This window comes from Rivibacter subsaxonicus (assembly GCF_004217215.1).
Lineage (GTDB): Bacteria > Pseudomonadota > Gammaproteobacteria > Burkholderiales > Burkholderiaceae_C > Rivibacter > Rivibacter subsaxonicus.
This window is the reverse complement of sequence record NZ_SHKP01000005.1, coordinates 620,842-645,753: the sequence shown is the minus strand read 5'-3', so window position 1 is coordinate 645,753 and position 24,912 is coordinate 620,842. Positions and strand designations below refer to the sequence as shown.

23 protein-coding genes are annotated in these 24,912 nt (G+C 70.9%); 14 read left to right on the top strand and 9 right to left on the bottom strand.

The window, feature by feature from the left end; translation table 11 throughout:
• The first annotated feature begins 75 nt into the window (after positions 1–75).
• The 4 genes from EV670_RS08930 to gudD all read left to right on the top strand — a co-directional run bounded on the left by EV670_RS08930 (position 76) and on the right by gudD (position 6,111).
• Positions 76–2,559, top strand: a complete 2,484-nt coding sequence (locus EV670_RS08930) for a DEAD/DEAH box helicase (RefSeq protein ID WP_130431486.1) — start codon at positions 76–78, stop codon at positions 2,557–2,559.
• A gap of 43 nt (positions 2,560–2,602) precedes the next feature.
• Entirely contained in the window at positions 2,603–3,646 is a 1,044-nt protein-coding gene (locus EV670_RS08925) for a LacI family DNA-binding transcriptional regulator (RefSeq protein ID WP_130431485.1), read from the top strand.
• Between the two features lie 115 nt (positions 3,647–3,761).
• Positions 3,762–4,736 carry a Bug family tripartite tricarboxylate transporter substrate binding protein gene (locus tag EV670_RS08920; RefSeq protein WP_130431484.1) on the top strand — a complete coding sequence of 325 codons (975 nt, stop codon included), beginning with the start codon at positions 3,762–3,764 and terminating at the stop codon, positions 4,734–4,736.
• 31 nt (positions 4,737–4,767) lie between these two features.
• Positions 4,768–6,111 carry a glucarate dehydratase gene (gudD, locus tag EV670_RS08915; RefSeq protein ID WP_130431483.1) on the top strand — a complete coding sequence of 448 codons (1,344 nt, stop codon included), beginning with the start codon at positions 4,768–4,770 and terminating at the stop codon, positions 6,109–6,111.
• Between the two features lie 33 nt (positions 6,112–6,144).
• Here gudD and garD read toward each other — a convergent pair whose 3' ends face one another.
• The gene (gene garD / locus EV670_RS08910) at positions 6,145–7,737 is read right to left on the bottom strand and encodes a galactarate dehydratase (RefSeq protein WP_130431482.1); all 1,593 of its coding nucleotides are present in this window, start codon (positions 7,735–7,737) and stop codon (positions 6,145–6,147) included.
• Positions 7,738–7,757: 20 nt separating this feature from the next.
• The gene (locus tag EV670_RS08905) at positions 7,758–8,729 is read right to left on the bottom strand and encodes a Bug family tripartite tricarboxylate transporter substrate binding protein (protein WP_130431481.1); all 972 of its coding nucleotides are present in this window, start codon (positions 8,727–8,729) and stop codon (positions 7,758–7,760) included.
• Positions 8,730–8,910: 181 nt separating this feature from the next.
• Between EV670_RS08905 and EV670_RS08900 the strand changes: the two genes are divergently transcribed.
• The 7 genes from EV670_RS08900 to EV670_RS08870 all read left to right on the top strand — a co-directional run bounded on the left by EV670_RS08900 (position 8,911) and on the right by EV670_RS08870 (position 14,270).
• On the top strand, positions 8,911–9,675 hold the full coding sequence (locus tag EV670_RS08900; protein ID WP_130431480.1) for a FadR/GntR family transcriptional regulator: 765 nt from the start codon (positions 8,911–8,913) through the stop codon (positions 9,673–9,675).
• Between the two features lie 120 nt (positions 9,676–9,795).
• Positions 9,796–10,761 carry a Bug family tripartite tricarboxylate transporter substrate binding protein gene (locus EV670_RS08895; RefSeq protein ID WP_130431479.1) on the top strand — a complete coding sequence of 322 codons (966 nt, stop codon included), beginning with the start codon at positions 9,796–9,798 and terminating at the stop codon, positions 10,759–10,761.
• Complete coding sequence (locus EV670_RS08890; RefSeq protein WP_130431478.1) at positions 10,758–11,717, top strand: 2-hydroxyacid dehydrogenase; 960 nt, start codon at positions 10,758–10,760, stop codon at positions 11,715–11,717. The genes EV670_RS08895 and EV670_RS08890 overlap by 4 nt, the downstream gene beginning before the upstream one ends.
• A gap of 22 nt (positions 11,718–11,739) precedes the next feature.
• On the top strand, positions 11,740–12,528 hold the full coding sequence (locus tag EV670_RS08885) for an HpcH/HpaI aldolase family protein (protein ID WP_130431477.1): 789 nt from the start codon (positions 11,740–11,742) through the stop codon (positions 12,526–12,528).
• Positions 12,529–12,550: 22 nt separating this feature from the next.
• Positions 12,551–13,435, top strand: a complete 885-nt coding sequence (glxR, locus tag EV670_RS08880) for a 2-hydroxy-3-oxopropionate reductase (RefSeq protein WP_130431476.1) — start codon at positions 12,551–12,553, stop codon at positions 13,433–13,435.
• Between the two features lie 118 nt (positions 13,436–13,553).
• Positions 13,554–14,033, top strand: a complete 480-nt coding sequence (locus tag EV670_RS08875; RefSeq protein WP_130431475.1) for an aminoacyl-tRNA deacylase — start codon at positions 13,554–13,556, stop codon at positions 14,031–14,033.
• A 30-nt stretch (positions 14,034–14,063) separates the two neighbouring features.
• Positions 14,064–14,270, top strand: coding sequence for a DUF6494 family protein (locus EV670_RS08870; protein ID WP_130431708.1), 207 nt, complete (start codon positions 14,064–14,066; stop codon positions 14,268–14,270).
• Between the two features lie 50 nt (positions 14,271–14,320).
• Here EV670_RS08870 and EV670_RS08865 read toward each other — a convergent pair whose 3' ends face one another.
• Together EV670_RS08865 and EV670_RS08860 are read right to left on the bottom strand one after the other, a co-directional pair.
• Positions 14,321–14,764, bottom strand: coding sequence for a CBS domain-containing protein (locus EV670_RS08865; protein ID WP_130431474.1), 444 nt, complete (start codon positions 14,762–14,764; stop codon positions 14,321–14,323).
• Positions 14,765–14,915: 151 nt separating this feature from the next.
• Positions 14,916–15,977, bottom strand: coding sequence for an ornithine cyclodeaminase (locus EV670_RS08860; protein ID WP_130431473.1), 1,062 nt, complete (start codon positions 15,975–15,977; stop codon positions 14,916–14,918).
• 221 nt (positions 15,978–16,198) lie between these two features.
• Here EV670_RS08860 and EV670_RS08855 point away from each other — a divergent pair, with 221 nt between their 5' ends.
• Together EV670_RS08855 and EV670_RS08850 are read left to right on the top strand one after the other, a co-directional pair.
• The gene (locus EV670_RS08855) at positions 16,199–16,621 is read left to right on the top strand and encodes an Lrp/AsnC family transcriptional regulator (RefSeq protein WP_130431707.1); all 423 of its coding nucleotides are present in this window, start codon (positions 16,199–16,201) and stop codon (positions 16,619–16,621) included.
• Positions 16,622–16,727: 106 nt separating this feature from the next.
• The gene (locus EV670_RS08850) at positions 16,728–16,952 is read left to right on the top strand and encodes a hypothetical protein (protein ID WP_242616886.1); all 225 of its coding nucleotides are present in this window, start codon (positions 16,728–16,730) and stop codon (positions 16,950–16,952) included.
• A gap of 64 nt (positions 16,953–17,016) precedes the next feature.
• Here EV670_RS08850 and cspE read toward each other — a convergent pair whose 3' ends face one another.
• The 3 genes from cspE to EV670_RS08835 all read right to left on the bottom strand — a co-directional run bounded on the left by cspE (position 17,017) and on the right by EV670_RS08835 (position 19,469).
• Positions 17,017–17,226 (bottom strand): transcription antiterminator/RNA stability regulator CspE, encoded by a 210-nt coding sequence (gene cspE, locus EV670_RS08845; protein WP_130431471.1) that lies wholly within the window; start codon positions 17,224–17,226, stop codon positions 17,017–17,019.
• 196 nt (positions 17,227–17,422) lie between these two features.
• Positions 17,423–18,466: a DUF697 domain-containing protein gene (locus tag EV670_RS08840; RefSeq protein WP_130431470.1), complete on the bottom strand. Its 1,044-nt coding sequence runs from the start codon at positions 18,464–18,466 to the stop codon at positions 17,423–17,425.
• Between the two features lie 19 nt (positions 18,467–18,485).
• Positions 18,486–19,469: a Bug family tripartite tricarboxylate transporter substrate binding protein gene (locus tag EV670_RS08835; RefSeq protein ID WP_130431469.1), complete on the bottom strand. Its 984-nt coding sequence runs from the start codon at positions 19,467–19,469 to the stop codon at positions 18,486–18,488.
• Between the two features lie 130 nt (positions 19,470–19,599).
• Between EV670_RS08835 and EV670_RS08830 the strand changes: the two genes are divergently transcribed.
• A complete protein-coding gene (locus EV670_RS08830) occupies positions 19,600–20,571 on the top strand; it encodes a Bug family tripartite tricarboxylate transporter substrate binding protein (protein WP_130431468.1) in 972 nt (323 codons plus the stop codon).
• Between the two features lie 86 nt (positions 20,572–20,657).
• On the opposite strand, the gene EV670_RS08825 is transcribed toward EV670_RS08830, so the two are convergent.
• Positions 20,658–22,763 (bottom strand): GGDEF domain-containing protein, encoded by a 2,106-nt coding sequence (locus EV670_RS08825; protein ID WP_130431467.1) that lies wholly within the window; start codon positions 22,761–22,763, stop codon positions 20,658–20,660.
• Positions 22,760–24,898: a GGDEF domain-containing protein gene (locus EV670_RS08820; protein ID WP_130431466.1), complete on the bottom strand. Its 2,139-nt coding sequence runs from the start codon at positions 24,896–24,898 to the stop codon at positions 22,760–22,762. The genes EV670_RS08825 and EV670_RS08820 overlap by 4 nt, the downstream gene beginning before the upstream one ends.
• Positions 24,899–24,912: the final 14 nt, after the last annotated feature.

Genomic DNA, 24,912 nt, shown 5'->3' with positions numbered 1-24,912 from the left:
TCCTCGGTGCGAGCGCCGCATCTTGAGCGCATCGGGGCAAATGTCCACCCCTCGCGCCGCCGCGAGAATCGACCGATGTCCCTCGCTCCGGTCCCCGGCCACTTTCGCCCGCGCATCAGCCTGCAGACATTGACCCGAGGCGACGGCCTGCTCGGCATGCGCGCCGCCCCCGGCTTCGGCCCACGCGGCGCGCAGCTCACGGTGGCGCGCATCGCCTGGACCTACGTCACCGCCAGCGAGATGCGCTGGGAGACGCCGGCGCCGAACAAGCTGCTGGGCACCCGCGCGCCGCAGACCGAGCTGCTGCGCGGCGCCTGGGACCAGCGCGAGCTGCTGCAGCGCGACGCCGGCGCCGAGGCCGACGCGCGCGACGCGCTCTGGGGCTCGGACCTGCGCCCGCTGCCGCCGCAGGCGCTGCAGTGGCGCACGCCCGGTGCCGCGCTCGGCTTCGAGGATCTGTGGTCGCTGCCCGAGGAATCGCACTTTGGCGACTTCTGGGCCGAGCAGGTGCCGCGCCTGCAGGCCGCCGGCTGGCAGGTCGTGGTGCAGCCGGGCTTTGCGCACCTGAGCGTGGCGGTCGATCGCTGGCAGCTGGTGATCGATCCCGCCACCGGCGCCGAACAGGGCCGCGAACTCGCCGAGCCGCTCGGTCCGCGCGCCCAGGAGCTGGCGGCCCTGAAGCAAACCAGCCGTGAAGGTGGTTCGTGGCTGCTGAGCCTGGGCATCGAGGTCGAGGGCGAGACGCTCGACTTGGCGCCGCTGCTGGCCGACCTGCTCAAGCGCGACGCGCGCTGGCTCAAGGCGCACGAGATCGCCGCGATCGACGACGAGGCGCTGATCCTGCTGCGCGCACCGGGCGGCAGGCGCATCGAGGCGCGCGCGGCGCCGCTCAAGGCCATCGTCGGTGCGATGGTCGACCTGCTGACCGATCCAAAGCGTGGCGTGAACCTGCAGGGGCCGCTGCAGCTCTCGACCTGGGAGGCGCATCGCATCGAGGCGCTGCGCGAGGGACTGGCCGAGACGCAGGCCAAACGAGCCGGCGTGCATGGCGCCTGGCAGCTGCAGGGCGATGCCGGCCTCGCGACGCTGGCCGCGCGCCTGCGCGCCGCCGGCAGCCCGCCACCGGTGGCGGCACCGGCCGGCCTCGGCCTGACACTGCGGCCCTATCAGTTGCAGGGCCTGGCCTGGCTGCAGTACCTGCGCGAGCACCATCTGGCCGGCATCCTGGCCGACGACATGGGCCTGGGCAAGACCGCGCAGGTGCTGGCCCATCTGCTGGTCGAGCAGCAGGCCGGGCGCCTGGATCGGCCTGCGCTGGTGGTGCTGCCGACCTCGCTGATCGCCAACTGGCAGGCCGAGGCGGCGCGCATCGCGCCCGCACTGCGCGTGCTCACGCTGCACGGCGTGGCGCGCGCGCGTGACTTCGAGAAGATGGCCGGCCACGACGTGGTCTTCACGACCTACCCGCTGCTGTGGCGCGACATCAACGCGCTGCGCAAGCAGCCCTGGCACCTGCTGATCCTCGACGAGGCGCAACTGGTCAAGAACGCTGGCAGCCGTGCGGCCGGTGCGCTGCGCCGGCTCGAGGCGCGACACCGGCTGTGCGTCACCGGCACCCCGCTCGAAAACCACCTCGGCGAGCTGTGGGCGCACTTCGACCTGCTGATGCCGGGCTTCCTCGGCGACGCGAGAAGCTTTGCGCGCCAGTGGCGCAAGCCGATCGAGACCGACGGCGAGACGCTGCGCGCGCAACTGCTGGCACAGCGGGTGCGGCCCTTCATCCTGCGCCGGCGCAAGCAGGACGTGGCGACCGAGCTGCCGCCCAAGACCGAGGTGATACGCCGCGTGCAACTGCAGGGCGAGCAGCGCGCGCTCTACGAGAGCGTGCGCGTCGCGGCCGACGAGAAGGTGCGGCGCGTGCTCGCGCGCCAGAGCTTCGATGGTGCGCAGATCGCCATCCTCGATGCGCTGCTGAAGCTGCGCCAGGTCTGCTGCGACCCGCATCTGCTGAAGGGCACGAAGACCTCGCCGACCATGGAGCGCGCCAAGATCGAACTGCTGCGCGAGATGCTGCCCGAGCTGGTGGCCGAGGGCCGGCGGGTGCTGGTGTTCTCGCAGTTCACCGAGATGCTGGCGCTGGTGCAGGCCGAGCTGACGGCGCTCGAGCTACCGCACCTTGTGCTGACCGGCGACACGCCGGTGCGCGAGCGCGGCGAGGTGGTCAAACGCTTTCAGGCGCAGGAGATGCCGCTGCTGCTGCTCAGCCTCAAGGCCGGCGGCGTCGGTCTGAACCTGACCGCGGCCGACACCGTGATCCATATCGACCCCTGGTGGAACCCGGCGGTCGAGCAGCAGGCCACCGACCGCGCGCACCGCATCGGCCAGGACCAGCCGGTGTTCGTCTACAAGCTGGTGGTCGAGGGCAGCATCGAGGAAAAGATGCTCGCGCTGCAGGCGCGCAAGGCGGCGCTGGCCGAGGGCGTGCTGGGCGTCGACGGTGCGGCCGCCATCAAGTTCAGCGCCGAGGATCTGCAGGGCCTGCTGGCGCCGCTGGCATGAGGCGTCGATGGTAGCGGTGTCATCGCCACGCTAAACTGATCGCATGGACAGCGCGCCGCCCTCGACCCGTCGCCAGCGCCGCGGCAGCGGCGGCATCACGCTCGGCGACGTGGCGCGGCTGGCCGGCGTCTCGCCGATCACCGCCTCGCGCGCACTCAACACGCCGGCCCAGGTCTCGCCCGAGACGCTGGCGCGGGTGCACGAGGCGGTCGCACGCACCGGCTATGTGCCGAACCGGCTGGCCGGCGGCCTGGCCTCGGCCCGCAGCCGGCTGGTCGCGGCGGTGGTGCCGACCATCGCCGGGCCGGTGTTCATGGAAATGGTGCAGTCGCTCACTTCGGCGCTGGCCGATGCCGGCTACCAGCTGATGCTGGGCCAGAGCGGCTACGCCGACTCGCGCGAGGACGCGCTGCTCGAAGCCATCATCGGCCGCCGGCCCGACGGCATCGTGTTGACCGGCATCATGCATTCGGCCGAGGGCCGGCGCCGGCTGCTGGCCAGCGGCATCCCGGTGGTCGAGACCTGGGACCTGACGCCGACGCCGATCGACATGCTGGTCGGCTTCTCGCACACGCAGGCCGCGGCCGCCGTGGTGCAGCACCTGCACGCGCGCGGCCGGCGCCGCTTGGCGCTGCTGAGCGGCGACGACGAGCGCGCGCTGCGCCGCAACCGCGGCTTCGTCGACGAGGCGCTGCGGCTCGGGCTGATCGCCGAGCCCGCCGAACTGCCGGTGCACCTGGTGCCGGCGCCGACCACGCTCGGCAGCGGACGCGCCGGACTGGCGCGCCTGCTCCAATTGGCGCCCGCCACCGACGCGGTGTTCTGCAGCTCCGACCTGCTCGCGCTGGGCGTGCTGACCGAGGCCGCGGCGCGCGGCATCGAGGTGCCCGGGCGTCTCGCGGTGGTCGGCTTCGGCGACCTGGCCTTCGCCGGCGACACCCACCCGGCGCTGAGCACGGTGCGCATCGACGGCACCGCGATCGGCCAGCGCGCCGCGCGCTGCATCGTCGATCGCGCCGAGGGCCGGCCGGTCGAGCAGAAGGTGCTCGACCTGGGCTTCCAGGTCATCCAGCGCGCCAGCAGCTGATCAGGGTTTTCACTGATCAACGCGTGTTTGCCTTCCAGAAAGGTAGCGCTACCATTGTTTAGGTAGCGCTACCATCGTCGCGCTGCTCCCCATCGAACAAGAGGAGACGCCCCTGATGAACAAGCTGCTGACCATCCTGTGCCTGACGCTGGCCACGCTGGCCGTTTCGCCGGCCCGGGCCCAAGCCAACACCTGGCCGGACAAGCCGGTGACGATCGTCGTGCCCTTCCCGCCGGGCGGATCGACCGACTCGCTGGCGCGCGTGCTCGCACCCAAGCTGCAGGAGAAGCTCGGCCAGAGCTTCATCGTCGACAACAAGGCCGGCGCCACCGGCACCATCGGCGCGGGCCAGGTCAAGCGCGCTGCGCCCGACGGCTACACGCTGATGGTCTCGTCGCTCGGCCCCTTCGTGATCGCGCCGCACCTGATCAAGCCGATGCCCTACGACGCGCTGAAGGACTTCGAGTTGCTGACGGTCGCGGTGCAGGCGCCCAACGTGCTGGTGGTGCCGGCGGCCTCGCCGCTGAAAAGCGTGGCCGACGTGATCGCCGCCGCGAAAAAGGACCCAGGCAAGATGACGCTGGCCTCCTCCGGCAACGGTTCGTCCGACCACCTGACGGCCGAGCTGTTCTGGCTGCAGACCGGCACCAGCGGCACCCACGTTCCCTACAAGGGCGGCGCGCCGGCGATCCAGGATCTGCTCGGCGGCCAGGTCGACGCCTCGTTCCAGAACGTCAACGCGGTGCTGCAGCACATCGCCAGCGGCAAGCTGCGCGCGCTCGCCGTCACCGGCGACAAGCGCTCGGCGGTGCTGCCCAACGTGCCCACTCTGGTGGAGAGCGGCGTCAAGGGCGTCGACGTCTACTCCTGGCAGGCGGTGGCGGCACCCAAGGGGCTGCCGGCCGACATCAAGAGCAAGCTGCACGGCGCGCTGGTCGCCGCGCTCAACGACCCGGCGATCAAGCAGAAGTTTGCCGAGATCGGCATCGAGGTGGTGGCCAACACGCCGGAGCAGTTCGCCGCCTTCCAGCAGGCCGAGTACGCGCGCTGGAAGAACGTGATCGAGACCCGCAAGATCACCGCCGACTGAGAAGTCTCACGCTCGTAGTAGGAGCCGCACCATGGCGCTGCATTCCACGCCCGTTGTCACCGCGATGCAGGTGATCCCCGTCGCCGGCCGCGACTCGATGCTGATGAACCTCAGCGGCGCCCACGGCCCCTTTTTCACCCGCAACCTCGTGATCCTCGACGACAGCGCGGGCCACCGCGGCGTCGGCGAGGTGCCGGGCGGCGAGAAGATCCGCCAGACGCTGGAGGACGCGCGCGGCCTCGTCGTCGGCCAGCCGGTGGGCGACGTGCAGCGCGTGCTGCGCCAGGTGCGCGAGCGCTTTGCTGACCGCGACGCCGGCGGGCGCGGGCTGCAGACCTTCGACCTGCGCACGACGATCCACGTCGTCACCGCCGTCGAGTCGGCGCTGCTCGACCTGCTCGGCCAGCATCTGGAACTGCCGGTCGCGGCGCTGCTCGGCGAGGGCCAGCAGCGCGACTCGGTCGAGATGCTCGGCTACCTGTTCTTCGTCGGCGAGCGCGGCAAGACCGGCCTGCCCTACGCCACGCCGGCCGACGAAGCGTCCGATGCCGACGACTGGCAACGCCTGCGTCACGAGCCGGCGATGACGCCGCAGGCGGTGGTGCGGCTGGCCGAGGCGGCGCGTGCGCGCTACGGCTTCAACGACTTCAAGCTCAAGGGCGGCGTGCTGGCCGGCGAGGCCGAGGTCGAGGCGGTTCGGGCGCTGCACGAACGTTTTCCGCAGGCGCGCGTCACGCTCGACCCCAACGGCGGCTGGCTGCTGAAGGATGCAATCCGCCTGATGCGCGACCTGCACGGCGTGGTCGCCTATGCCGAGGACCCCTGCGGCGCCGAAGAGGGCTTCTCCGGCCGCGAGGTGATGGCCGAGTTCCGCCGCGCCACCGGCCTGCCGACCGCGACGAACATGATCGCCACCGACTGGCGCCAGCTGACGCATGCGCTGTCGCTGCAGTCGGTCGACATCCCGCTCGCCGACCCCCACTTCTGGACCATGGCCGGCTCGGTGCGCGTGGCCCAGACCTGCCGCGACTGGGGCCTGACCTGGGGCTCGCACTCGAACAACCACTTCGATGTTTCGCTGGCGATGTTCACCCACGTCGGCGCCGCCGCGCCCGGCCGCGTCACCGCGATCGACACCCACTGGATCTGGCAGGACGGGCAGCGCCTGACGAAGGAGCCGCTGCTGATCGAGGGCGGCCATGTGCAGGTGCCCAAGAAGCCCGGCCTCGGCGTCGAGCTCGACATGGTCGAGGTCGAGAAGGCGCACCGGCTCTACCTCGAGAATGGCCTGGGCGCGCGCGACGACGCGGTCGCGATGCAGCACCTGATCCCGAACTGGCGCTTCGACCCGAAGCGCCCGTGCATGGTCCGTTGAGGGGCGGGCGCCGGCCGCGACCGGCGCTGATCCTCAGGTCACCGGCGCCGGGTTGAACAGCACCAGGGCGTTGTGCAGCTTCCACTGCTCGGCCCAGGTCCTGCGGCCGCTGGCGACCTCGAGCATCAGCCGGAACAGCTCCCAGCCAAGCTCCTCGATCGTCGCCTCGCCGTCGGCGATGCGGCCGGCGTTGAGGTCCATCAGGTCGTGCCAGCGCCGCGCCAGGTCGCTGCGCGTGGCGACCTTGATCACCGGCACCTGCGCCAGGCCATAGGGCGTGCCGCGGCCGGTGGTGAACACATGCAGGTTCATGCCGGCGGCGAGCTGCAGCGTGCCGCAGATGAAGTCGCTGGCCGGCGTGGCGGCGTAGATCAGGCCGCGCTGCCTGAGCTTCTCGCCCGGCGCCAGCACCCCGGAGATCGGCGCGCTGCCTGACTTGACGATCGAGCCCATCGCCTTCTCGACGATGTTCGACAGCCCGCCCTTCTTGTTGCCCGGCGTCGTGTTGGCGCTGCGGTCGACGCTGCCGCGCTTGAGGTAGTCGTCGTACCAGGCCATCTCGCGGATCATCGCCGCGGCGACCTCGGCGTCGACCGCGCGCGAGGTCAGCTGGTCGATGCCGTCGCGCACCTCGGTCACCTCGGAGAACATCACGGTCGCACCCGCGCGCACCAGCAGGTCGGTGCAGAAGCCGACCGCGGGGTTCGCGGTGACGCCCGAGAACGCGTCGCTGCCGCCGCACTGCACGCCGACCACCAGCTCGCTGGCCGGCACGGTCTGGCGCCGGCGCGCATCGAGCCGCTCCAGGTGCTCCTCGGCGGTCGCCATGATCGAGTCGATCATCGACATGAAGCCCACATGCGCCTCGTCCTGCAGGCAGACCACGTCGAGCTTGGCGTCTGCACTCTCGCCGACGTCGGCGACGTTGCGTTCGTCGACGATCGTGAAGCTGCCGGGCGGCAGCAGCCGCTCGGGCTGCAGCTTTTCGCAGCCCAGGCTGACGACCATGACCTCGTTGCCGAAGTTCGGGTTCAGCGTGATGTTGCGCAGCGTGCGGATCGGCACGATCGCGTCCGGCGCGTCGATCGCCACGCCGCAGCCGTAGCTGTGCTCGAGCCCGATGACGTCGTCGACGTTGGGGAAGCGCGGCAGCAGCTCGGCCTTGATGCGCCGGACCGCGAAGTCGACGACGCCGGCGACGCACTGCACGGTGGTGGTGATGGCCAGGATGTTGCGGGTGCCGACCGAGCCGTCGGCGTTGCGGTAGCCCTCGAAGCTGTAGCCCTCGAGCGGCGGCAGCGAAGGCGGCCTCACCGTCGCGATCGGCAGGCCGTCGAGCGAGCGCGCCTCGGGCATCTCCAGCAGCCGCTCGTGCACCCAGCTGCCGGCCGGGATGGCGCGCGCCGCGCGCCCGATCACGACGTCGTAGCGCCGCACCGCCTCGCCGGCTGCCAGGTCCACCAGTGCCACCTTGTGGCCTTGCGGCACCTTCTCGACCAGCCTGAGTCCGTCGGCGAACACCGTGCCGGCCGGCAGGCCGCCGTCGTTGGCGACGATCGCGACGTTGTCGCGCTCGTTCATCCTGATGTAGAGCGGCGGCCGCGGTGGGCTGGCGACGGCATCCATGCGCGTTCCTCCGTGGCGGCTCACTCGGGCCGGACGTTGCCGTCCTTGACCACCTTGGTCCACTTGGCGATCTCGCTCTTGCCGAAGGTGGCGAAGTCGGCCGGCGTGTTCGGCTGATGCTGCAGCCCGAGCGTCTCGAACCTGGCCTTGATGTCGGGCTGGGCGATGATCTTCTCGACCTCCGCGTTCAGCCGCTGCACGATCGGCGCCGGCGTGCCGGCCGGCGCGTAGAGCGCCTGCCAGCTCGACACGTCGAAGCCGGCGACGCCGGCCTCCTGCAGCGTCGGCACCTCGGGCAGCGCCGGGCTGCGCTTGGCCGAGGTCACCGCCAGCGCGCGCACCTTGCCCGACTGGATGTGCGGCAGTGCCACGGTCACGGTCTCGAAGCTCAGCGGCACCTGGCCGCCGATCAGATCCTGGATCGCCGGCGCGCTGCCCTTGTAGGGCACGTGCGCGAGGTCGGCGCCGGCCAGCAGCTTGAAGGTCTCGCCCGACATGTGCTGCGAGCTGCCCTGGCCGGCCGAGGCGAAGGTGATCGTGTCGGGCTTGGCCTTGGCCGCGGCGATCACGTCCTTGACCGACTTGTAGGGCTGGCTGGCGCCGGTCAGCAGCACGTTCGGGATCGTGCCGAGCAGGATGATCGGCGCGAAGTCCTTGCTCGCGTCGTAGGGCATCTTGGGCATCAACGCCGGGTTGATCGCGTGGCTGGCGATGGTGCCGAGCAGCAGCGTGTAGCCGTCAGGCGCCGACTTGGCGACGCTGTCGGCACCGATCACGCCGCCGGCGCCGGCCTTGTTCTCGACCACGACGGTCTGCTTGAGCGCGCCTTGCAGGCGTTCGGCGATGGCGCGCGCCAGCACGTCCGAGGTGCCGCCGGGCGCGAAGGGCACGACGAGCCGGATCGGCTTGCTCGGCCAGGCGTCCTGGGCCAGGGCGAGGCCGGAGGCGGCGAAGAGGGTCGCGGCGGCGACCAGGGCACGGCGAGTGAGCATTGGAGGGTTCCCGATGTGGCGGCTGCGCGGGGCGAGGCAGGGCAGGCGCGGTTCAGAATCGGGCCCCGATCGCGGATCGCAAGCTTGGCCCGTGTTTGGACTTGTCGTCAGTTGTCGTACAACTATACTTGGCGATGACCGCCTGCTTGTCAATCGCCGGCCTCAAAGGGAAAACCCGAACATGGACGCCGTACTAGTCGCTCGACGCCGCCCGCGCACCCTGGCCCTGGAACTGGTGGACGCGCTCGGCGACCGCATACGCGACGGCCGGCTGGCGGCGGGCGACAAGCTGCCGACCGAGGCGGCGATCATGCAGGAGTTCGGCGTCAGCCGGACCGTGGTGCGCGAGGCCATCTCCAAGCTGCAGGCCTCGGGTCTCGTGAGCACGCGCCACGGGATCGGCACCTTCGTCGTCGGCCTCGGCGATTCGGCGAGCTTTCGCATAGCGCCCGAGCAGTTCGCGACGCTGCGCGACGTGATCGCGGTGCTGGAGCTGCGCATCGGCGTCGAGACCGAGGCCGCCGGGCTGGCCGCGGGGCGGCGCAGCGCGGAGAACCTCAGGAACATGCGCCATGCGCTGGACGCCTTTGCCGCCGCGACCGAGGCCGGGCGCGACGCCGTCGGGCCTGATTTCCAGTTCCATCTCGAGATCGCACGCGCCACCCAGAACGAGCATTTCGCCGAGCTGATGGCCAGCCTGGGCACGATGATCATCCCGCGCGCGCGCCTCGAAGCCGCCGCCGCCCCGGCCGCCGTCGAGCCGCTCAGCGAGGAGCGGCGCGGCTACCTGCGACGCGTGAACGGCGAGCACGAGAGCATCTACGACGCGATCGTCAACCAGGACGCCGAGGCGGCGCGGGCGGCGATGCGGACCCACCTGGCCAACAGCCGGGAGCGCCGGCGCCGGGCGAGCGCCGCCGCCGGGGCGGCCGACGCCACGACCTGAAGCTAGGGGCGCGAGGCGGAGCTTTGTGCTTGAAATACTCAAGTCATGTTGTACGATGACATACAACATGACCGAGATCATGGCCCGATCCCGCACCGACCCACATTCACCGAGACACCCATGACCCGCAAGCTTCTGCCCCGGCGCCTCGTCCTGACCCTGCTGTGCGCCATCGCCCTGCCGGCATCCGCCGAGAACTGGCCGAACAAGCCCATCCGCATCATCGTGCCGTACTCGCCCGGCGGCTCGTCGGACATCATCGCGCGGGCGATCTCGGGCCCGCTGTCCGATGCGCTCAAGCAAACCGTCATCGTCGAGAACAAGGCCGGCGCCAACGGCAACACCGGCACCGACGCGGTCGCCAAGGCCAATGACGGCCACACGCTGCTGCTGTGCGATGTCGGCGCGCTCGCGATCACCGCCTCGGTCTACGCCAAGCTGCCGTTCGACCCGAGCAAGGACCTGAAGCCCGTCGCGATGCTTGCCTACTCGCCGCACCTGCTCGTCGTGCATCCCTCGGTGACGGCGAGCAACCTGCAGGAACTGGTCGCGCTGTCGCACAAGCAGAAGCTCAACTTCGCGGTCACCGCGATCGGCAGCGCACCGCACCTGGCGGGTGTGGCGGTCGAGAAGGCAACCAAGGCCGAGTGGCAGTACATCCCGTACAAGGGCGGCGCGCAGGCGATCGGCGACACCGTCGGCGGCCAGACGCAGGTGCTGATGAACGGCATGCTCGCGACCCTGCCGCATGTGCAGTCCGGCAAGCTCAAGGTGCTGGGCGTGTCCAAGGCCACGCGGGTGCCGCTGCTCGCCAACGTGCCGACGATCGCCGAGCAGGGCGTCAAGGGCTTCGAGTCCGGCACCTGGCAAGGCGTGCTGATGCCGGCGAACACGCCGCCGGCCGTGGTCGCGAAGGTTTCGGCCGAACTGACGCGCATCATCCGCTCGCCCGAGGTTCGCGAGCGCCTGGTCTCACAGGGCGCCGAGGTCTACACGATGTCGCCGGCCGAGATGAGCAGCTTCTTCGAGCGCGAGCGCAAGAACTGGGCGACCGTGGTCGCGCAGGGCGGCGTCAAGATCGAATGAAGTCCGGGCCTCGCGTGCTGCTGGCCGGCAGGATGATGCCGGCGCTCGAGGCACGGCTGCGCGCCGACTACGAGCTGGCGAGCCTGGTCGAGCAGGCCGATTCGGGCGCCTTTCTCGCGGCGCAGGGCGGCACGTTCGACGCGCTGGTGACCTCGGCCGTCTACGGCGCGAGCGCCGAGCGCATCGCGCAGTTGCCCAATCTCAAGATGATCTCGAGCTTTGGCGTCGGCCTCGACCGGCTCGACCTCGCCGCCGCCAGGGCGCGCGGCATCGCGGTCGGCTACACGCCGGACGTGCTCAATGACTGCGTCGCCGACCTCGGCATCGCGCTGATGCTCGACGTCGCCCGGCGCGTCAGCGAGGCCGACCGCTTCGTGCGGCGCGGCGCGTGGGCGGTGCCGGGGCAGGCGAGTTTCCCGCTCGGCCGCAAGGTCAGCCGCGCCAGGCTCGGCATCGTCGGGCTCGGGCGCATCGGCCAGACGATTGCCAAGCGCGCGACCGGCTTCGAGATGGACATCCGCTACCACTCGCGCCGGCCGGTGGCCGACGCGCCGTGGCGGCACGAGCCCGCGCTCGTCGAGCTGGCGCGCTGGGCCGACTACCTGATCGTGATCACTGCCGGCGGCGCCGGCACGCGCCATCTCGTCAACACCGAGGTGCTCGACGCGCTCGGGCCCGACGGCTTCCTGATCAACGTCGCGCGCGGCTCGGTGGTCGACGAGGCCGCGCTCGTGAAGGCGCTGGTCGAAAGGCGCATCGCCGGCGCCGGGCTCGACGTCTTCGACAGCGAGCCGAACGTGCCGCCAGCGCTGTTCGAACTCGAAAACGTCGTGCTGCTGCCGCACGTGGCCAGCGCCACGCGCGAGACGCGCCAGGCGATGGCCGATCGCGTCGTCGACAACCTCGCCGCCTTCTTCGCGGGCCGCGCGCTGCTGAGCGCGGCGCCGCTGCCCTGAAACCTGAACGGACACACACACCATGAGACAGAACCGCCTGCGCGAGTTGTGGAAGAGCGGCGGCGCCGCGCTCAACGGCTGGCTCGCGATCCCGAACAGCTTCTCGGCCGAGACCATGGCCCACCAGGGCTGGGATTCGCTGACCATCGACCTGCAGCATGGCGTGGTCGACTACCAGGCGCTGATCCCGATGCTGCAGGCGATCTCGACCACGCCGACGGTGCCGGTGGTGCGCGTGCCCTGGCTCGAACCCGGCATCCTGATGAAGACGCTGGACGCCGGCGCCTACGGTGTGATCTGCCCGATGGTCAACACGCGCGAGGACGCGCAGAAGCTGGTCGCCTACACGCACTACGCGCCGCGCGGCACGCGCAGCTTCGGCCCGGTGCGGGCGCTGCTCTACGGCGGGGCCGACTACCCGCAGCACGCCAACGACACCATCGTCAGCTTCGCGATGATCGAGACCGCCCAGGCGCTCGACAACCTCGACGCCATCCTCTCGGTCGAGGGGTTGGATGCGATCTACATCGGCCCCTCGGACCTCTCGCTCGCGCTGGGCTGCACCCCGACCTTCGACGACGTCGACCCGAAGGCGGCCGAGGCAATCGACCACATCCTCGAGCGCGCCAAGGCACATGGCATCGTCGCCGGCATCCACAACGGAACCCCGGAGAAGGCGCTCGAGCGCATCGCCAAGGGCTTCCAGTTCGTCACCGTCAGCTCCGACGCGCGGCTGATGGCCGCCGGCGCGCAGCAGGTGGTCGCCAAGATGCGCACCCGACCCACCCCCGCCGCCAGCGGCGGCTACTGATTCCACTGCACAGGACCTCGCCATGAAACTCGGATTCATCGGCCTCGGCATCATGGGCGCACCGATGTGCGGCCACCTGATCAAGGCCGGGCACCAGCTCTTCGTCCACAGCCGCAGCCAGTTGCCGGCAGCCATCACCGAGGCCGGCGCCACCGCCTGCGCCAGCAACCAGGCCGTGGCCGAGGCCGCCGACATCATCTTCACGATGGTGCCCGACACCCCCGATGTCGAAGCGGTGCTGTTCGGCGACGCCGGCGTCGCGGCCGGCCTGAGCCCGGGCAAGACCGTGGTCGACATGAGCTCGATCTCCCCGATCGAGACCAAGGCCTTCGCGCAGAAGATCAACGCGCTCGGCTGCGACTACCTCGACGCCCCGGTCTCGGGCGGCGAGGTCGGCGCCAAGGCCGCCAGCCTGACCATCATGGTCGGCGGGCCCGAGGCCGCCTTCGAGCGGGTCAGGCCGCTGTTCGAGCTGATGGGCAAGAACATCACCCTGGTCGGCGGCAACGGTGACGGCCAGACCTGCAAGGTCGCCAACCAGATCATCGTCGCGCTCAACATCGCCGCGGTCGGCGAGGCGCTGGTCTTTGCCAGCAAGGCCGGGGCCGACCCGGCCAAGGTGCGCGCGGCGCTGATGGGCGGCTTCGCCGCCAGCCGCATCCTCGAGGTGCATGGCGAGCGGATGATCAAGCGGAGCTTCGCGCCGGGATTCCGCATCGGGCTGCACCAGAAGGACCTGAACCTGGCGCTGGCCGGCGCGCGCGCGCTCGGCGTCGCCCTGCCGCAGACCGCCGGGGCGGCGCAGCTGATGAACGCCTGCGCCGCCAACGGCGAGGGTCAGCTCGACCACTCGGCGCTGGTGCGGGCGCTGGAGCTGATGGCCAACCACAAGGTCATGCCGGACTGAAGGATTCGGGAAGCTCGGATCCGGCTGGCGATCCGCGCCGCCATCGACCAAACTGGAAGTCGACGGGCACGGTGGCCTGGCGACCGGCCGCGGCGCCGTCCCGCGCAAGGAGGCCCTCATGTCGATTCCTTCGCGTCTGTCGAGCTACCTCGAGCAGCGTGGCGCGAGCTACGAGGTTCTGGCGCACGCCCCCAGCCACAGCAGCGCGGAGACCGCCCGCACCGGGCGCGTGCAACCGCACCAACTCGCCAAGCCGGTCATCCTCGAGGACGACTCAGGCTGCCTGATGGCGGTCGTGCCGGCCGACAGGATGGTCATGCTCGGCGAGCTGGCCCACCTGCTCGGACGCAAGGAACTGCACCTGGCCGACGAGGATCGCATCGCCACGCTGTTCGACGACTGCCAGCGCGGCGCCGTGCCGCCGGTCGGCATGGCCTGGGGCATCGAGACCATCATCGACGAGGAGCTCGAGGCCATGCCCGTGGTCTACATGGAGGGTGGCGACCATGTGCGCCTGCTGCGCATGTCGCACGAGCAGTTCCACGCGCTGATGAGCCCGGCCCGTCACGGCAGCTTCTGCCGCTCAGCGCATCACTGATCCGGGACCACCGGCATGGCGGAGATCGCGATGGACGAAGAAGCGCTCAACCTGAGCATCCGCAAGTTCCTGAAGATGGTCGGCGTCGGCTCGCAGCGCGAGATCGAGCAGGCCATCGCGGCCGCGATCGCCAGCGGCGCCATCAGCGGCACCGAGACGCTGGCGGCCAGCGTGCGGCTGGAGATCGCCGGGCTCGGGCTGAAGCGCGAGTTCGACGGCGAGATCAGACTGCAGTAGGCGGCAGCGCCACGTCGGGTGCGTGCGGGCGCGGGCCGCACCGGGCGCGTTCACGCGCGCTGGCCGGCGATGTAGCGCTCGAGCTGCTCGATGATGAACTTCTGCTCGGAGATGATGTCCTTGACCAGGTCGCCGATCGAGACCAGGCCGCACAGCCGGCCGCCGTCGTCGATGACCGGCAGGTGGCGCAGGCGGTGCTCGGTCATCAGCGCCATGCATTCTTCGCTGGTCCGCTGGGGTGAAACGATCATCACCGGAGCCTGCATGATGGCGCGCACCGCCAGCTGCCTGGCCGGAACGGCGTCGACGATCACCTGGCGCGCGACCTCGCGCTCGGTGACGATACCGACCACCTGGTCCTGTTCGACGACCACCAGCGCGCCGATGTTCCTGGCGACCATCAGCCCGACCGCGTCGAACACCGCGGCCGCCGGCCCGATGGTGTAGACGGTCGGGTCGGGCTTGGCCCGCAGGATGTCGGTCACGCTGGTCATGGCAATTCCCAGCGCCGAATTTGAACCCGCGACGATCGAAGATCAATGCCCGCCGCGACGCGCACGCGGGTATCGGCACTGGCTGCCGGCTGCGCGCCAACGCAAACGGGGCCTGCCGGCCCCGCTCCTTCGATCACTCCCTGCTACGCCCTCAGGCGACGCGCCGCAGCCTGGTGCCGCCCGGCTGCGAAGCGACCAGCCCGAACAGGTCCTTCGGGTCGTCGAGCGCCGGCACCAGGTCGATGCGACGCGGGTTGCGGCCCTGCACCAGCTGGTGCAGGTAGCGCAGCGCGGAATAGTCCTCGAGCGCGAAGCCGACCGAGTCGAAAATCGTCACCTGGGCGTCCGAGCCGCGCCCCACCGCCTTGCCCTGCAGCACGTCGGCCAGTTCGGTGACCGGGAAGTCGGCCGGCATCTGCTGGATCTCGCCCTCGACGCGCGACTGCGGCGTGTACTCGACGATCACGCGCGCGTCGGCACGGCGCAGGATGTCGCCATGCAGCTCGGTCTTGCCGGGGCAGTCGCCGCCGACGCCGTTGATGTGCATGCCGGGCTCGATCATCTCGGGCGTCAGGATGACCGCGTTGCGCTTGTCGGCGGTGACCGTGGTCACGATGTCGGCACCCTTGACCGCTTCGGCCGTCGAGGCCGCCTTGATGATGCGCAGGTCGGCCAGCTCGGGCAGGGCGCGCAGGTTGCGCTGCAGCTTGTCGGTGGCCCGCGCATCGACGTCGTACAGACGCAGCTCGCGGATGCCGCACATCGCGTGGAAGGCGATGGCCTGGAACTCGCTCTGCGCGCCGTTGCCGATGAGCGCCATCACGCGGCTGTTCTTGCGTGCCAGCGTGCGCGCGGCCAGCGCCGAGGTGGCGGCGGTGCGCAACGCGGTGGTGACGGTGAGCTCGCTCAGCAGCAGCGGGTAGCCGGTGGCGACGTCGGCCAGCACGCCGAAGGCGGTCACGGTGAGCAGCTTCTCGGCCGTGTTCTTCGGGTGGCCGTTGACGTACTTGAAGCTGTAGAGCCGGCCGTCGGAGGTTGGCATCAGCTCGATCACGCCGACGTCCGAGTGGCTCGCGAGGCGCGCCGACTTCTCGAACTCGTTCCAGCGCTTGTAGTCGGCCTCGATCTCGCCGGCGAGCTGGGTCATGAAGGCCGCGGCCCCCGCTTCGCGCACCAGGCGCTGGATGTCGGACACGCCGATGTAGTCAACCACGTTCTTCTCCTGAATGGCTGGGCACGGCTGCCATCTGCGGGCCGTGCGTTCAGGGCTGTTGAAGTGCCCCTGACAGGTCGCGCTCGTGGCACGCCTGAGGGAGAACTTCGACAACCTGCAGCCATTGTCCCGAGGCTCATGGTCAAAGAAAAGCCAACAAAGAGACCAAATCTTTCAAGGCGGAGATCAATTCGCCAGCGATCGAGAGCAAAATGATCGATATGGACGATGTGGACCTGCAACTGATCGCGCTGTTGCGAGAGGACGCGCGGGCCTCCGTGGCCTCGCTCGCCAAGACCCTCAAGGTGGCGCGCGGCACGGTGCAGAACCGGCTCGCCAAGCTGCTGGCCGACGGCACCATCGTCGGCTTCACGGTGCGCCTGAAGCCGCAGGCGCAGGCTTGGCGCATCCGCGCGCTGACCACGATCGCGGTCGAGGGCAACAAGGCCGACGCGGTGCTTCAGACCCTGCGCGGCGACCCGGCGGTGGAGGCACTGCACACCACCAACGGGCGCTGGGACATCGTGGCCGAGTTGCGCGCCGACAGTCTCGAGGCCTTCGACCGCGTGCTCAGCCGCATCAGGCTGGTCGACGGCATCGCCAGTTCCGAGACCAGCCTGTTGCTGTCGACGCACAAGCTGTAGGCGGGCGGTGCGAAAAGTGCCGCAGCATCCGCGCGACGCTCACGCAAGCTCACCAGCATGACGCACCGGCGGTGCTATGGTCAGTGATCTTCCCAGCGGAGTCCGCATGGCACTGCCCCAGAGAGACCTCACCGCCGTACGCCGCGTCGCCCTGCGCGAAGGCCTGCTCGCCACCGTCGAGTTGCTCAAGCTGCGCCATGCCGACCAGATTGCCGAAGACGACATCGAAGACTACGTGACGCTCGACTGGCTCGAGTGGAACGGCGGCGGCTTGCGCCTGACCACGGTCGGGCGCAACGTGTGTTCGCAGCTCACCTCCGGCGTCGGCTGAGACGAACAGCCCCGGAAACGAAAAAACCGCAGCAAGCTGCGGTTTTTTTCTGGTGCGGACTGGATTACAGCGCGCGGATCTTCGAGGCCTGCGGGCCCTTCTGGCCCTGCGTGACGACGAACTCGACACGCTGGTTCTCGGTCAGGACCTTGAAGCCGTCGGCCTGGATCTCGCTGAAGTGCGCGAACAGGTCCTTGCCGCCGTCGTCAGGGGCGATGAAGCCGAAGCCCTTGCCTTCGTTGAACCATTTCACGATGCCGGTCTGGGTGGTCATATCAAAATTTCCTCTATCAGTGATGCGCAGCACATGCCGACGCAGTGCAGAGACACGCAAGCCATCACCGAGGGGAATCTCGATCCGGGCCGGGGCCGTGAGGCCGGGCGCGGGCCGCTCTTTCTTGCCGACGTTCTTGGGTATTCCTACCCGGTGAGTTTAGCCGCGATGGCGCGCGAGGAGTTGCGGCGCCTCTCTAGGGCCTGTCAACGCCAGCGGAGGGCCCTTTCGCTGCGACCTCAGCCGGATCCGGCTCCTGCCCGGGCGCCTCCCGCGGCGAGCGCCGGAAACGCCCGGCGATCGACGAACCGAGCCGCCGCGTGCCCTCGACCGCGCTGTCGAAGCCGCCGCCAGCCACGCCGGTGACCGACTTCCACACGCTGCGCGCCACCTGGCTGCCGTTCTCGCGCACGATCCGGCCCACATGCTGCAGCGCCTCGAGGCTGGCGCTGCGGCGCACATCGGCACGGTCGGGACGGACGGTGGCGCCGCAGTAGCGCCGCGCCACGGCGCCGACGCGCAGCGTCAGCACCGCGTTGGCGCTGCCATGCGCGAGGCAGTTGACGAGCAGCGCGCTGAGCCCCTGCAGCCCCGGCACTGCGCCGCCGGCCGAGGGCGCCGCGGCCAGCACGATCGGCGTGACGATCTGCGAGAAGTCGATCTCGTCGATCGCGCTCGCGGCCAGCGCGGTCACGGCGACGTTGGAATAGAGGTAGAGCATCTGTCGCGGCGTCGGCCGCTGCAGGTAGAGCGTGGCGATCTGCCACACCAGCCGGCACTGGGCGGCAAAGACCATCAGCCCGTCGAGCCGGCCGTTCTGCATCACCGCGGTAGCGATGAAGACGATCCGCGCGGCCTCGCGGGTGACGCGATCGGCCTCGCGCGCCAGCAGCGCCAGCGCGTCCTCCAGCTCGGCGTCGCTGTCGAGCGGCCGGCCCTCCAGGATCGGATTGCTCCGCAGCCGCGCACGCAAGGCCTGCAAGTAGGCGGCGTGCTCCGGACCGTCGGCATGTTCGGGCGGCACCAGCGGGGGTGGCAGGCGGAAGAACAGCCAGACCGGCGTCGCCAGCAACAGCGCGAAGCCGCCGCCGAGTACGCACCAGACCACGACGCCGAAGCCCGGATGCAGCCGCGCCGCCAGATCGCCGAGCTGGGCGATCGCCGCCGCCAGCAGCACCAGCGCGAACAGCAGCGCCAGCAGCGTGACGGCCAGCAGCAGGCGGCGCAGCGTCCGGTTCATCGTTGACGCCGCATCGGCCCTAGTCGACCTGGGCGCCGGAAACGCGCACCACCTCGGCCCACTTCTTGGACTCGGCCGCGATCTGCTTGGCGAACTCGGCCGGCGTGCCGCCGCCGGGAATCGCGCCCTGGGCCTGCAGCCGCTCGCGCAGCGCCGGGCTGGCCAGGGCCTTGGCGGTTTCCTGCTGCAGGCGGTTGACGATCTCGGGCGGCGTGCCGGCCGGCGCCAGCAGGCCGAACCAGCTGCTCGCCTCGAAGCCCTTGACCGGGCCGGCCTCGGCGATGGTTGGCGTGTCGGGCAGGGCGCTCGAGCGCACCGCGCTGGTCACCGCCAGCGGTTTGAGCTTGCCGGCCTTGATGTGCGGCATCGAGGAGGGCAGGTTGTCGAACATCAGGTCCATGGTGCCGCCGATCAGGTCGATCAGCGCCGGCCCCGAGCCGCGGTAGGGAAAGTGCAGCATGAAGGTGCCGGTGCTGCTCTTGAACAGCTCGCCCGAGAGGTGGATCGAGGTGCCGTTGCCCGAGCTCGCCATGTTGAGCTTGCCGGGATTCTTCTTCGCGTAGGCGATCAGGCTCGGCACGTCCTTGATGCCCAGCGCCTCGGCCCGGGCCGGGTTCATCACCAGCACGTTGGGCACGCCGGCCACCAGCGTGATCGGCGCGAAGTCCTTCACCGGGTCGTAGGGCAGCTTGGGATACAGCGCGGCGTTGATCGACTGGGTGCCGACGGTGCCCATCAGCAGCGTGTGGCCATCGGGCGCGGCACGGGCGACCTCGGCGGCGCCGAGGTTGCCGCCGGCACCGGGCTTGTTGTCGACCACCACCGGCTGGCCGAGCGCCTTCTGCAGTTCGGGGGCGAGCGAACGCGCGAGGATGTCGGTCGTGCCACCGGCCGCGAAGGGCACCACGAGCCGGATCGGTTTGCTCGGCCAGCCCGACTGGGCGTGGGCGCCGGCGGCGAAAGCCAGCAGCAGCAGGCACAGGGCGTTGCGACGGGTCCACATGAGCGACTCTCCTCGGCGGCGGTGATGCCCGCAGTGTGCGGGGTGACGCCCGGCGCCGGCTCAGGCCAATCCCCGATGCGGCGCGCCGGCACGCGGTGGATGCTGCCGCACCACTCACGAGGAGACATCCATGCTTCGACGTCGCACGCTGATCAAGCTGGCCGGCGCTTCGCCCGTTGCGCTCGCCACGCCCGCGCTGCACGCCCAGGCCCAGTGGCCGAAGCAGCCGGTCAAGCTGATGATCGCGTTCCCGGCCGGCGGACCGACCGACCTGACGATGCGCGTCCTGGCCGAGAACATCGCCAAGGCGACCGGCCAGCAAGTCCTGGTCGACAACCGCCCCGGCGCCGGCGGCACGCTGCCGGCCCAGCAGTTGCAACTCGCACCGCCCGACGGCCACACGCTGGCGCAGATCCCGCTCGGCGTGTTCCGCCTGCCGTTCACGCAGAAGATCGCCTGGGATCCGGCCACCGATATCAGCTACCTCATCGGCATCACCGGCTACGCCTTCGGCGTGGTGGTGCCGGCCGACTCGCCGCTGAAGACCTGGACCCACTTCGTCGGCTGGGCGCGCGCCAACCCGGGCAAGCTCAGCTACGGCTCGACCGGCGTGCTGACCAGCCCGCACCTGACGATGGAAGACATCGCGCAGCGCCTGAACCTCGAGCTGAACCACATTCCCTACAAGGGCAGCGCCGACCTGATGCAGGCGATCCTCGGTGGTCAGTTGATGGCGGCGGCCGACTCGACCGGCTTTGCGCCGCACGTGAACTCCGGCAAGCTGCGCCTGCTCAACACCTGGGGCGAGCAGCGACTGGCGAAGTTTCCCGACGCGCCCACGCTCAAGGAGCTCGGGCTGCCGATCGTGCAGGCCTCGCCCTACGGACTGGGCGGGCCGAAGGGCATGGATCCGAAGCTGGTACAGCGCATCTACGGCGTGGTGAAGAAGGCGATGGAGCAGCCCAACCACGTCGAGGCGCTGGCCCGCTACGACCAGCAGCTGATGCCGATGGACCCGGCCGGCTACACCCGCTTCGCGCGCGAGACGATGGCGCGCGAGAAGGTGCTGATCGAGCGCCTGGGCCTGATGCGACCGGCCTGATACGGCCCAGCGTTCACGAGGTTCGCTGCCCCCGAGGGGCGCTCGCGACCTTGGGGACGGCTCGGCGGGCGCCGAGCCCGGCCCTCTCAGGCCATCGCCGGCGTCGGCACCGCCCCGATGCCGCGCGCGGCCGGACCGGTCGCCGACAGCTGGACCCGGCCGTCGAGACAGGCGGCGCCAAATTCGCGCTCGATCGCCACCAGCGCCGCTTCGTCGGTGGCCTCGATGCTCTCGATGCCGACCGTGCTGTTGCGCCCGCGCGCCTTGGCCGCGTAGAGCAGCAGGTCGACCAGGTTCAACGCGCGCTCCCAGCCCAGTGGTGGCGCGTCCTGCACGCCGCTGCTGCGCCGGCGCAGCGGGAAATGGGCATGGCCGACCGAGACGGTGACCTCGATCGCGCCGGCGCCGAAGCGCACGGCCGTGCGCCCCACCGAGCGGCGAATGCGTTCGGCCAGCAAGGCGGTGCGCGCGGCCGGCAGGGTCGGCGCGATCACCAGGAACTCCTCGCCGCCCCAGCGCACCGCGAGGTCTTCGTCGCGCAGCACGTCGGCCAGTCGCGCCGCCACCTCGACCAGCACGGCGTCGCCGACGGCGTGGCCATGATCGTCATTGATGCGCTTGAAGTGGTCGATGTCGAGCACCAGCAGCGCGCCCGCGTACTGCTGCATCAGGCCACGAACGCGCACCTGCCCCAGCGCGTAGTGGCGGTTGGCGAGACCGGTGAGCGCGTCGCGCTCGCTCTGCGTACGCAGGCGCGCCCGGCGCCGCACCAGCCGCGCGCGCGCGCGCCGCACGCGGCCCACCAGCAGCCCCAGCCCCAGCAACGCCAGCAGCATGCCGAAGGCGGCCAGCGCCCACAGCGATTGCAGCAGGCCGCGGTTGGCGAGCTGGGCTTCCTGCACCTCGGCCTCCTTGCGCAGCAGCTCGATCTCGCGCTGCTTGGCAGCCTGGTCGTTGCTCGTGCGCAGTTCGCGCAGCACGCTGTCGCGATTGAGGCGAGCGATCTCGGCGCTGAGTTCGCGTTCGCGGTGGTAGAGCGCGAGCGCCGTCTTGGCGTCGCCGGCCGCGGCCAGGGCGTCGGCGAACTCGCGCAGGGCGATCGCCTCGTCGCCCGGGGCGCCGCTGGCGTGCCACAGCGCGAGCACGTTCTCCAGTTCGCGCCGCGCCGGCTCCAGTTGGCCGAGCGCCAGCCGCGCCAGCACGATGTTGTGGCGGACCACGCGCTCGCTGCGCGACTCCTGGTGGGCCAGCGCCACCGGCAGCGCGAACTCGGCCGCCACCAGCGCCTCCTCGGGGCGGCCGGCACGGATCCATTCGTCGCTGAGGTTGGCCTGCACCATCGCCTGGGTGCGCTCGAGGCCGGCGTTCTCGGCGCGGGTGCGCGCCTGCAGCAGGTGCTCGATGCTCTCGCGCGACTTGCCGCGCGCGCTCGCCAGTCGCGCCTCGCTGATCTTCAGGCGCACCAGCAGGTCATCGGCACCCGGCAGGCCGCGCGCCAGCTGGCGCGCCTGCTCCAGATTGACCACGGCGCGCTCGAGCTCGCCGCCCTGGGCCTGCAGGCCGGCCAGCAGCGCCAGCGACAGCGCCTCGCGATAGGTGTCGCCGGCCTGTCGCGCCACGCGCATCGCGGCCTCCAGCTGCGCCTGCGCATCGACCCGCACGCCCAGCCGCAAGGCGTTCAGCGACAGGATCTGGCGCGCCCGCCACGCGATACGGTGGTCGCAACCCTCGGGGGTCGGTTGGCCATCGTCGCGCACGCAGGCCGCGGTGAACTCCTCGAGCGCCGCCAGCGCGTGCGGCGCGGCCATCTCGAAGCGGCCCTGGCGCTCGAAACGGATCGCGTCGACCAGCTTGGCGCCGGCCATGATCAGGCGCTGGTCGCCGCGCTCGGCGGCACCGCGCAGACGCTCGGCGATGGCCAGTGCGCGCGCGTCGCGGTCGCCCTGGCCGTCGCGCGCAAGCACGCTGCCCTGCGCGGCCAGGCGCGCCCACTCGGGCGTGTCGAGCCAGAGCTCGTCGCGCTGGAGCGCCGCCAGGGCATCGTCGGGGTGGTCGAAGCCGGCGCGCACCCAGTGGTCCAGGCGCTGCTGCCAGTCGGGCCCGGCGGCGTGGGCGGGCAGCCAGGCGCCGAGCGCGACCAGGCACAGCGCCGCCAGGCGCCAGCCAAGGCCCGAGCGCCACGCACCGATCATTCGCGCGACTCCAGCGCCGACAGGCGCGACTCGATGGCGGAGGGCGCCGGCGCCGCATCGCGTCCGGCCTCGGGGCCGGCATCGAAGGCGAGGCTGATGCGAGCTTCACGCCACGCGGCCTCGAGTTCCTGCGCCAGCGCCAGCAACGCCTGCGGGCCGGCGTCGCGCGCCGGATCGGCGAGTGCCTCGATGCCGACCGCCACGTTGCGCCCGCGTGCCTTGGCCAGGTAGAGCGCGGCATCGACCAGCTCGATCGCCACCGGCCACGGCGTCGGCTCGGCCGCCGGCGCGAGCGGGAAGCTGGCATGCCCGATGGACGCCGTCACGCGCAGCGCGCGACCATCGACGACGATGTCCTCGGCGCAGATCGCAGCCAGCAGCCGCCGCGCCAGCGCGCGTCCGGCCTCGGCCGGCAGGCCCCAGGCGATGACGACGAACTCCTCGCCGCCCCAGCGCGCCACCAGGTCGCGCTCGCGCACCACCGGTTCGAGCCGGCGCGCGATGGCTTCGAGCACCTTGTCGCCGCTGGCGTGACCGAGGCGGTCGTTGACGACCTTGAAGTGGTCGAGGTCGATCATGAACAGGCTGGCCTGCAGGCCCTGCGCGTCGGACTCGCTCTCCAGCCGCTGGCGCACCTGGTGGCGGTTGGCCAGGCCGGTCAGCGCATCGCGTTCGCTCTGCTGCTGCAGCAGGCGGTTGCCCTGCTCGAGCTTCTGGTTGGCACGGCGCAGGCGACGTACCGCCCACAGCGCGAGCAGCATCGATGCGGCCGCGGCCAGCGCCGCCGCCGCCCACAGCCGCTGCTGCAGCTGGCGGGTACGCAGCTGCTCGGCATTGAGCGCGTTGTCGCTGCGCAGCAGCGCCAGCGCGCGGGTGCGGTTCTCGTCGTCGAAGCGCTCCTGCAGCTCGAGCACGACCTGCTGCTGGTCGCGTCGCAGCACCTCGTCGGCGAGGGCCCGGTAGCGCTGGTAGGCGGCGTAGGCATCGCGCAGCTCGCCAGCCTGCTCGAGGTAGCGGCCGAGTTCCCCGTGCATGTCCTTCATGCTGCTGACGGCGCCGCGCCGCTCGTCGATCGCGAGCGATTCGCGCACGTAGCGCATGCCTTCGCCCTTGCGGTGCAGCGAGATCAGCGCGAGGCCCATGTTGGCCAGCGCCGCGACCTCGGCGTCGGTGCTGCGCGCGGCGCGCGCCATCGGCAGCACGCTGCGCGCGGTGCGCAGCGCCAGCTCGTAGTGGCCGCGCTGCAGGTGGTAGTCGGCCATGTTGCCGAGCATCACCAGCTCGGCCCGCGGCGCCTGCGCCAGGCGCGCCTGCTCGAGCGCGCGCTCCATCGCGCGCAGCTCCAGCACCGGATCGCCGACCCCCTGCAGCAGCATGCCGTCGATGTTGTGAACCGTCGACAGGCTCAGATGGTCGCCGATCAACTCGCCCATCGCACGAGCCTCGTCGATGAGCTGGCGGCCGCGATCGCGCTGGCCGATGCGGAAGCACAGGTAGGCCAGCGCGGCGCGCTGGTCGACCCGCTGCCAGTCGGCGCCTTCGGCGTCGGCCAGCCGCAGCGCTTCCTGGTGCAGCTGCAGCGCGGCGTCGAACTCGCCCATGTCGCCCTTGATGTCGGCGTGCTTGGCGAGGAAGCGCAGCCGCACCCGGCCCGGCACGTCGGCCGGCAGGCGGTCGAGCGCGCTGGCGATGAGCCGGTCGGCCTGGCGCAGCGGCTCGCCCGCGGCCGCAGTGGCGCCGCCACGCACCAGGTCGGCGGCCGGCAGCGCGAGGCCGGTCGGATCGTCGCTGCCCAGTCGCGCCAGCTCGTCGGCCACGCCACGCGCGGCGGTGGCATCGCCACCGAGGGCAAACATCAGCCCCAGCACCTGCAGTGCCTCGGAGCGCCGCGGATCGTCGGCCAGCATCGTCGCCAGCAGCTGGCGCAGCTGGCCGGCAACCTCCTTGGGTCGGGCCCGGCCGGCCTGTTCGAAGGCGAGGATGCGCTCCTGCGTTGCGAGCCCGCGCGCATGCGCGGTGGCCGAAGCAGCGGCCGTGGCGGGCGCGGGCGCGGTAGCCGCCGCGGCCGCAGCGCCGCCAAGCAGCGCGCACGCCACCAGCAGGGCCCGGACCGACTGCGGGATCCTTCGCGTCATCGCCGTCCGTCCGC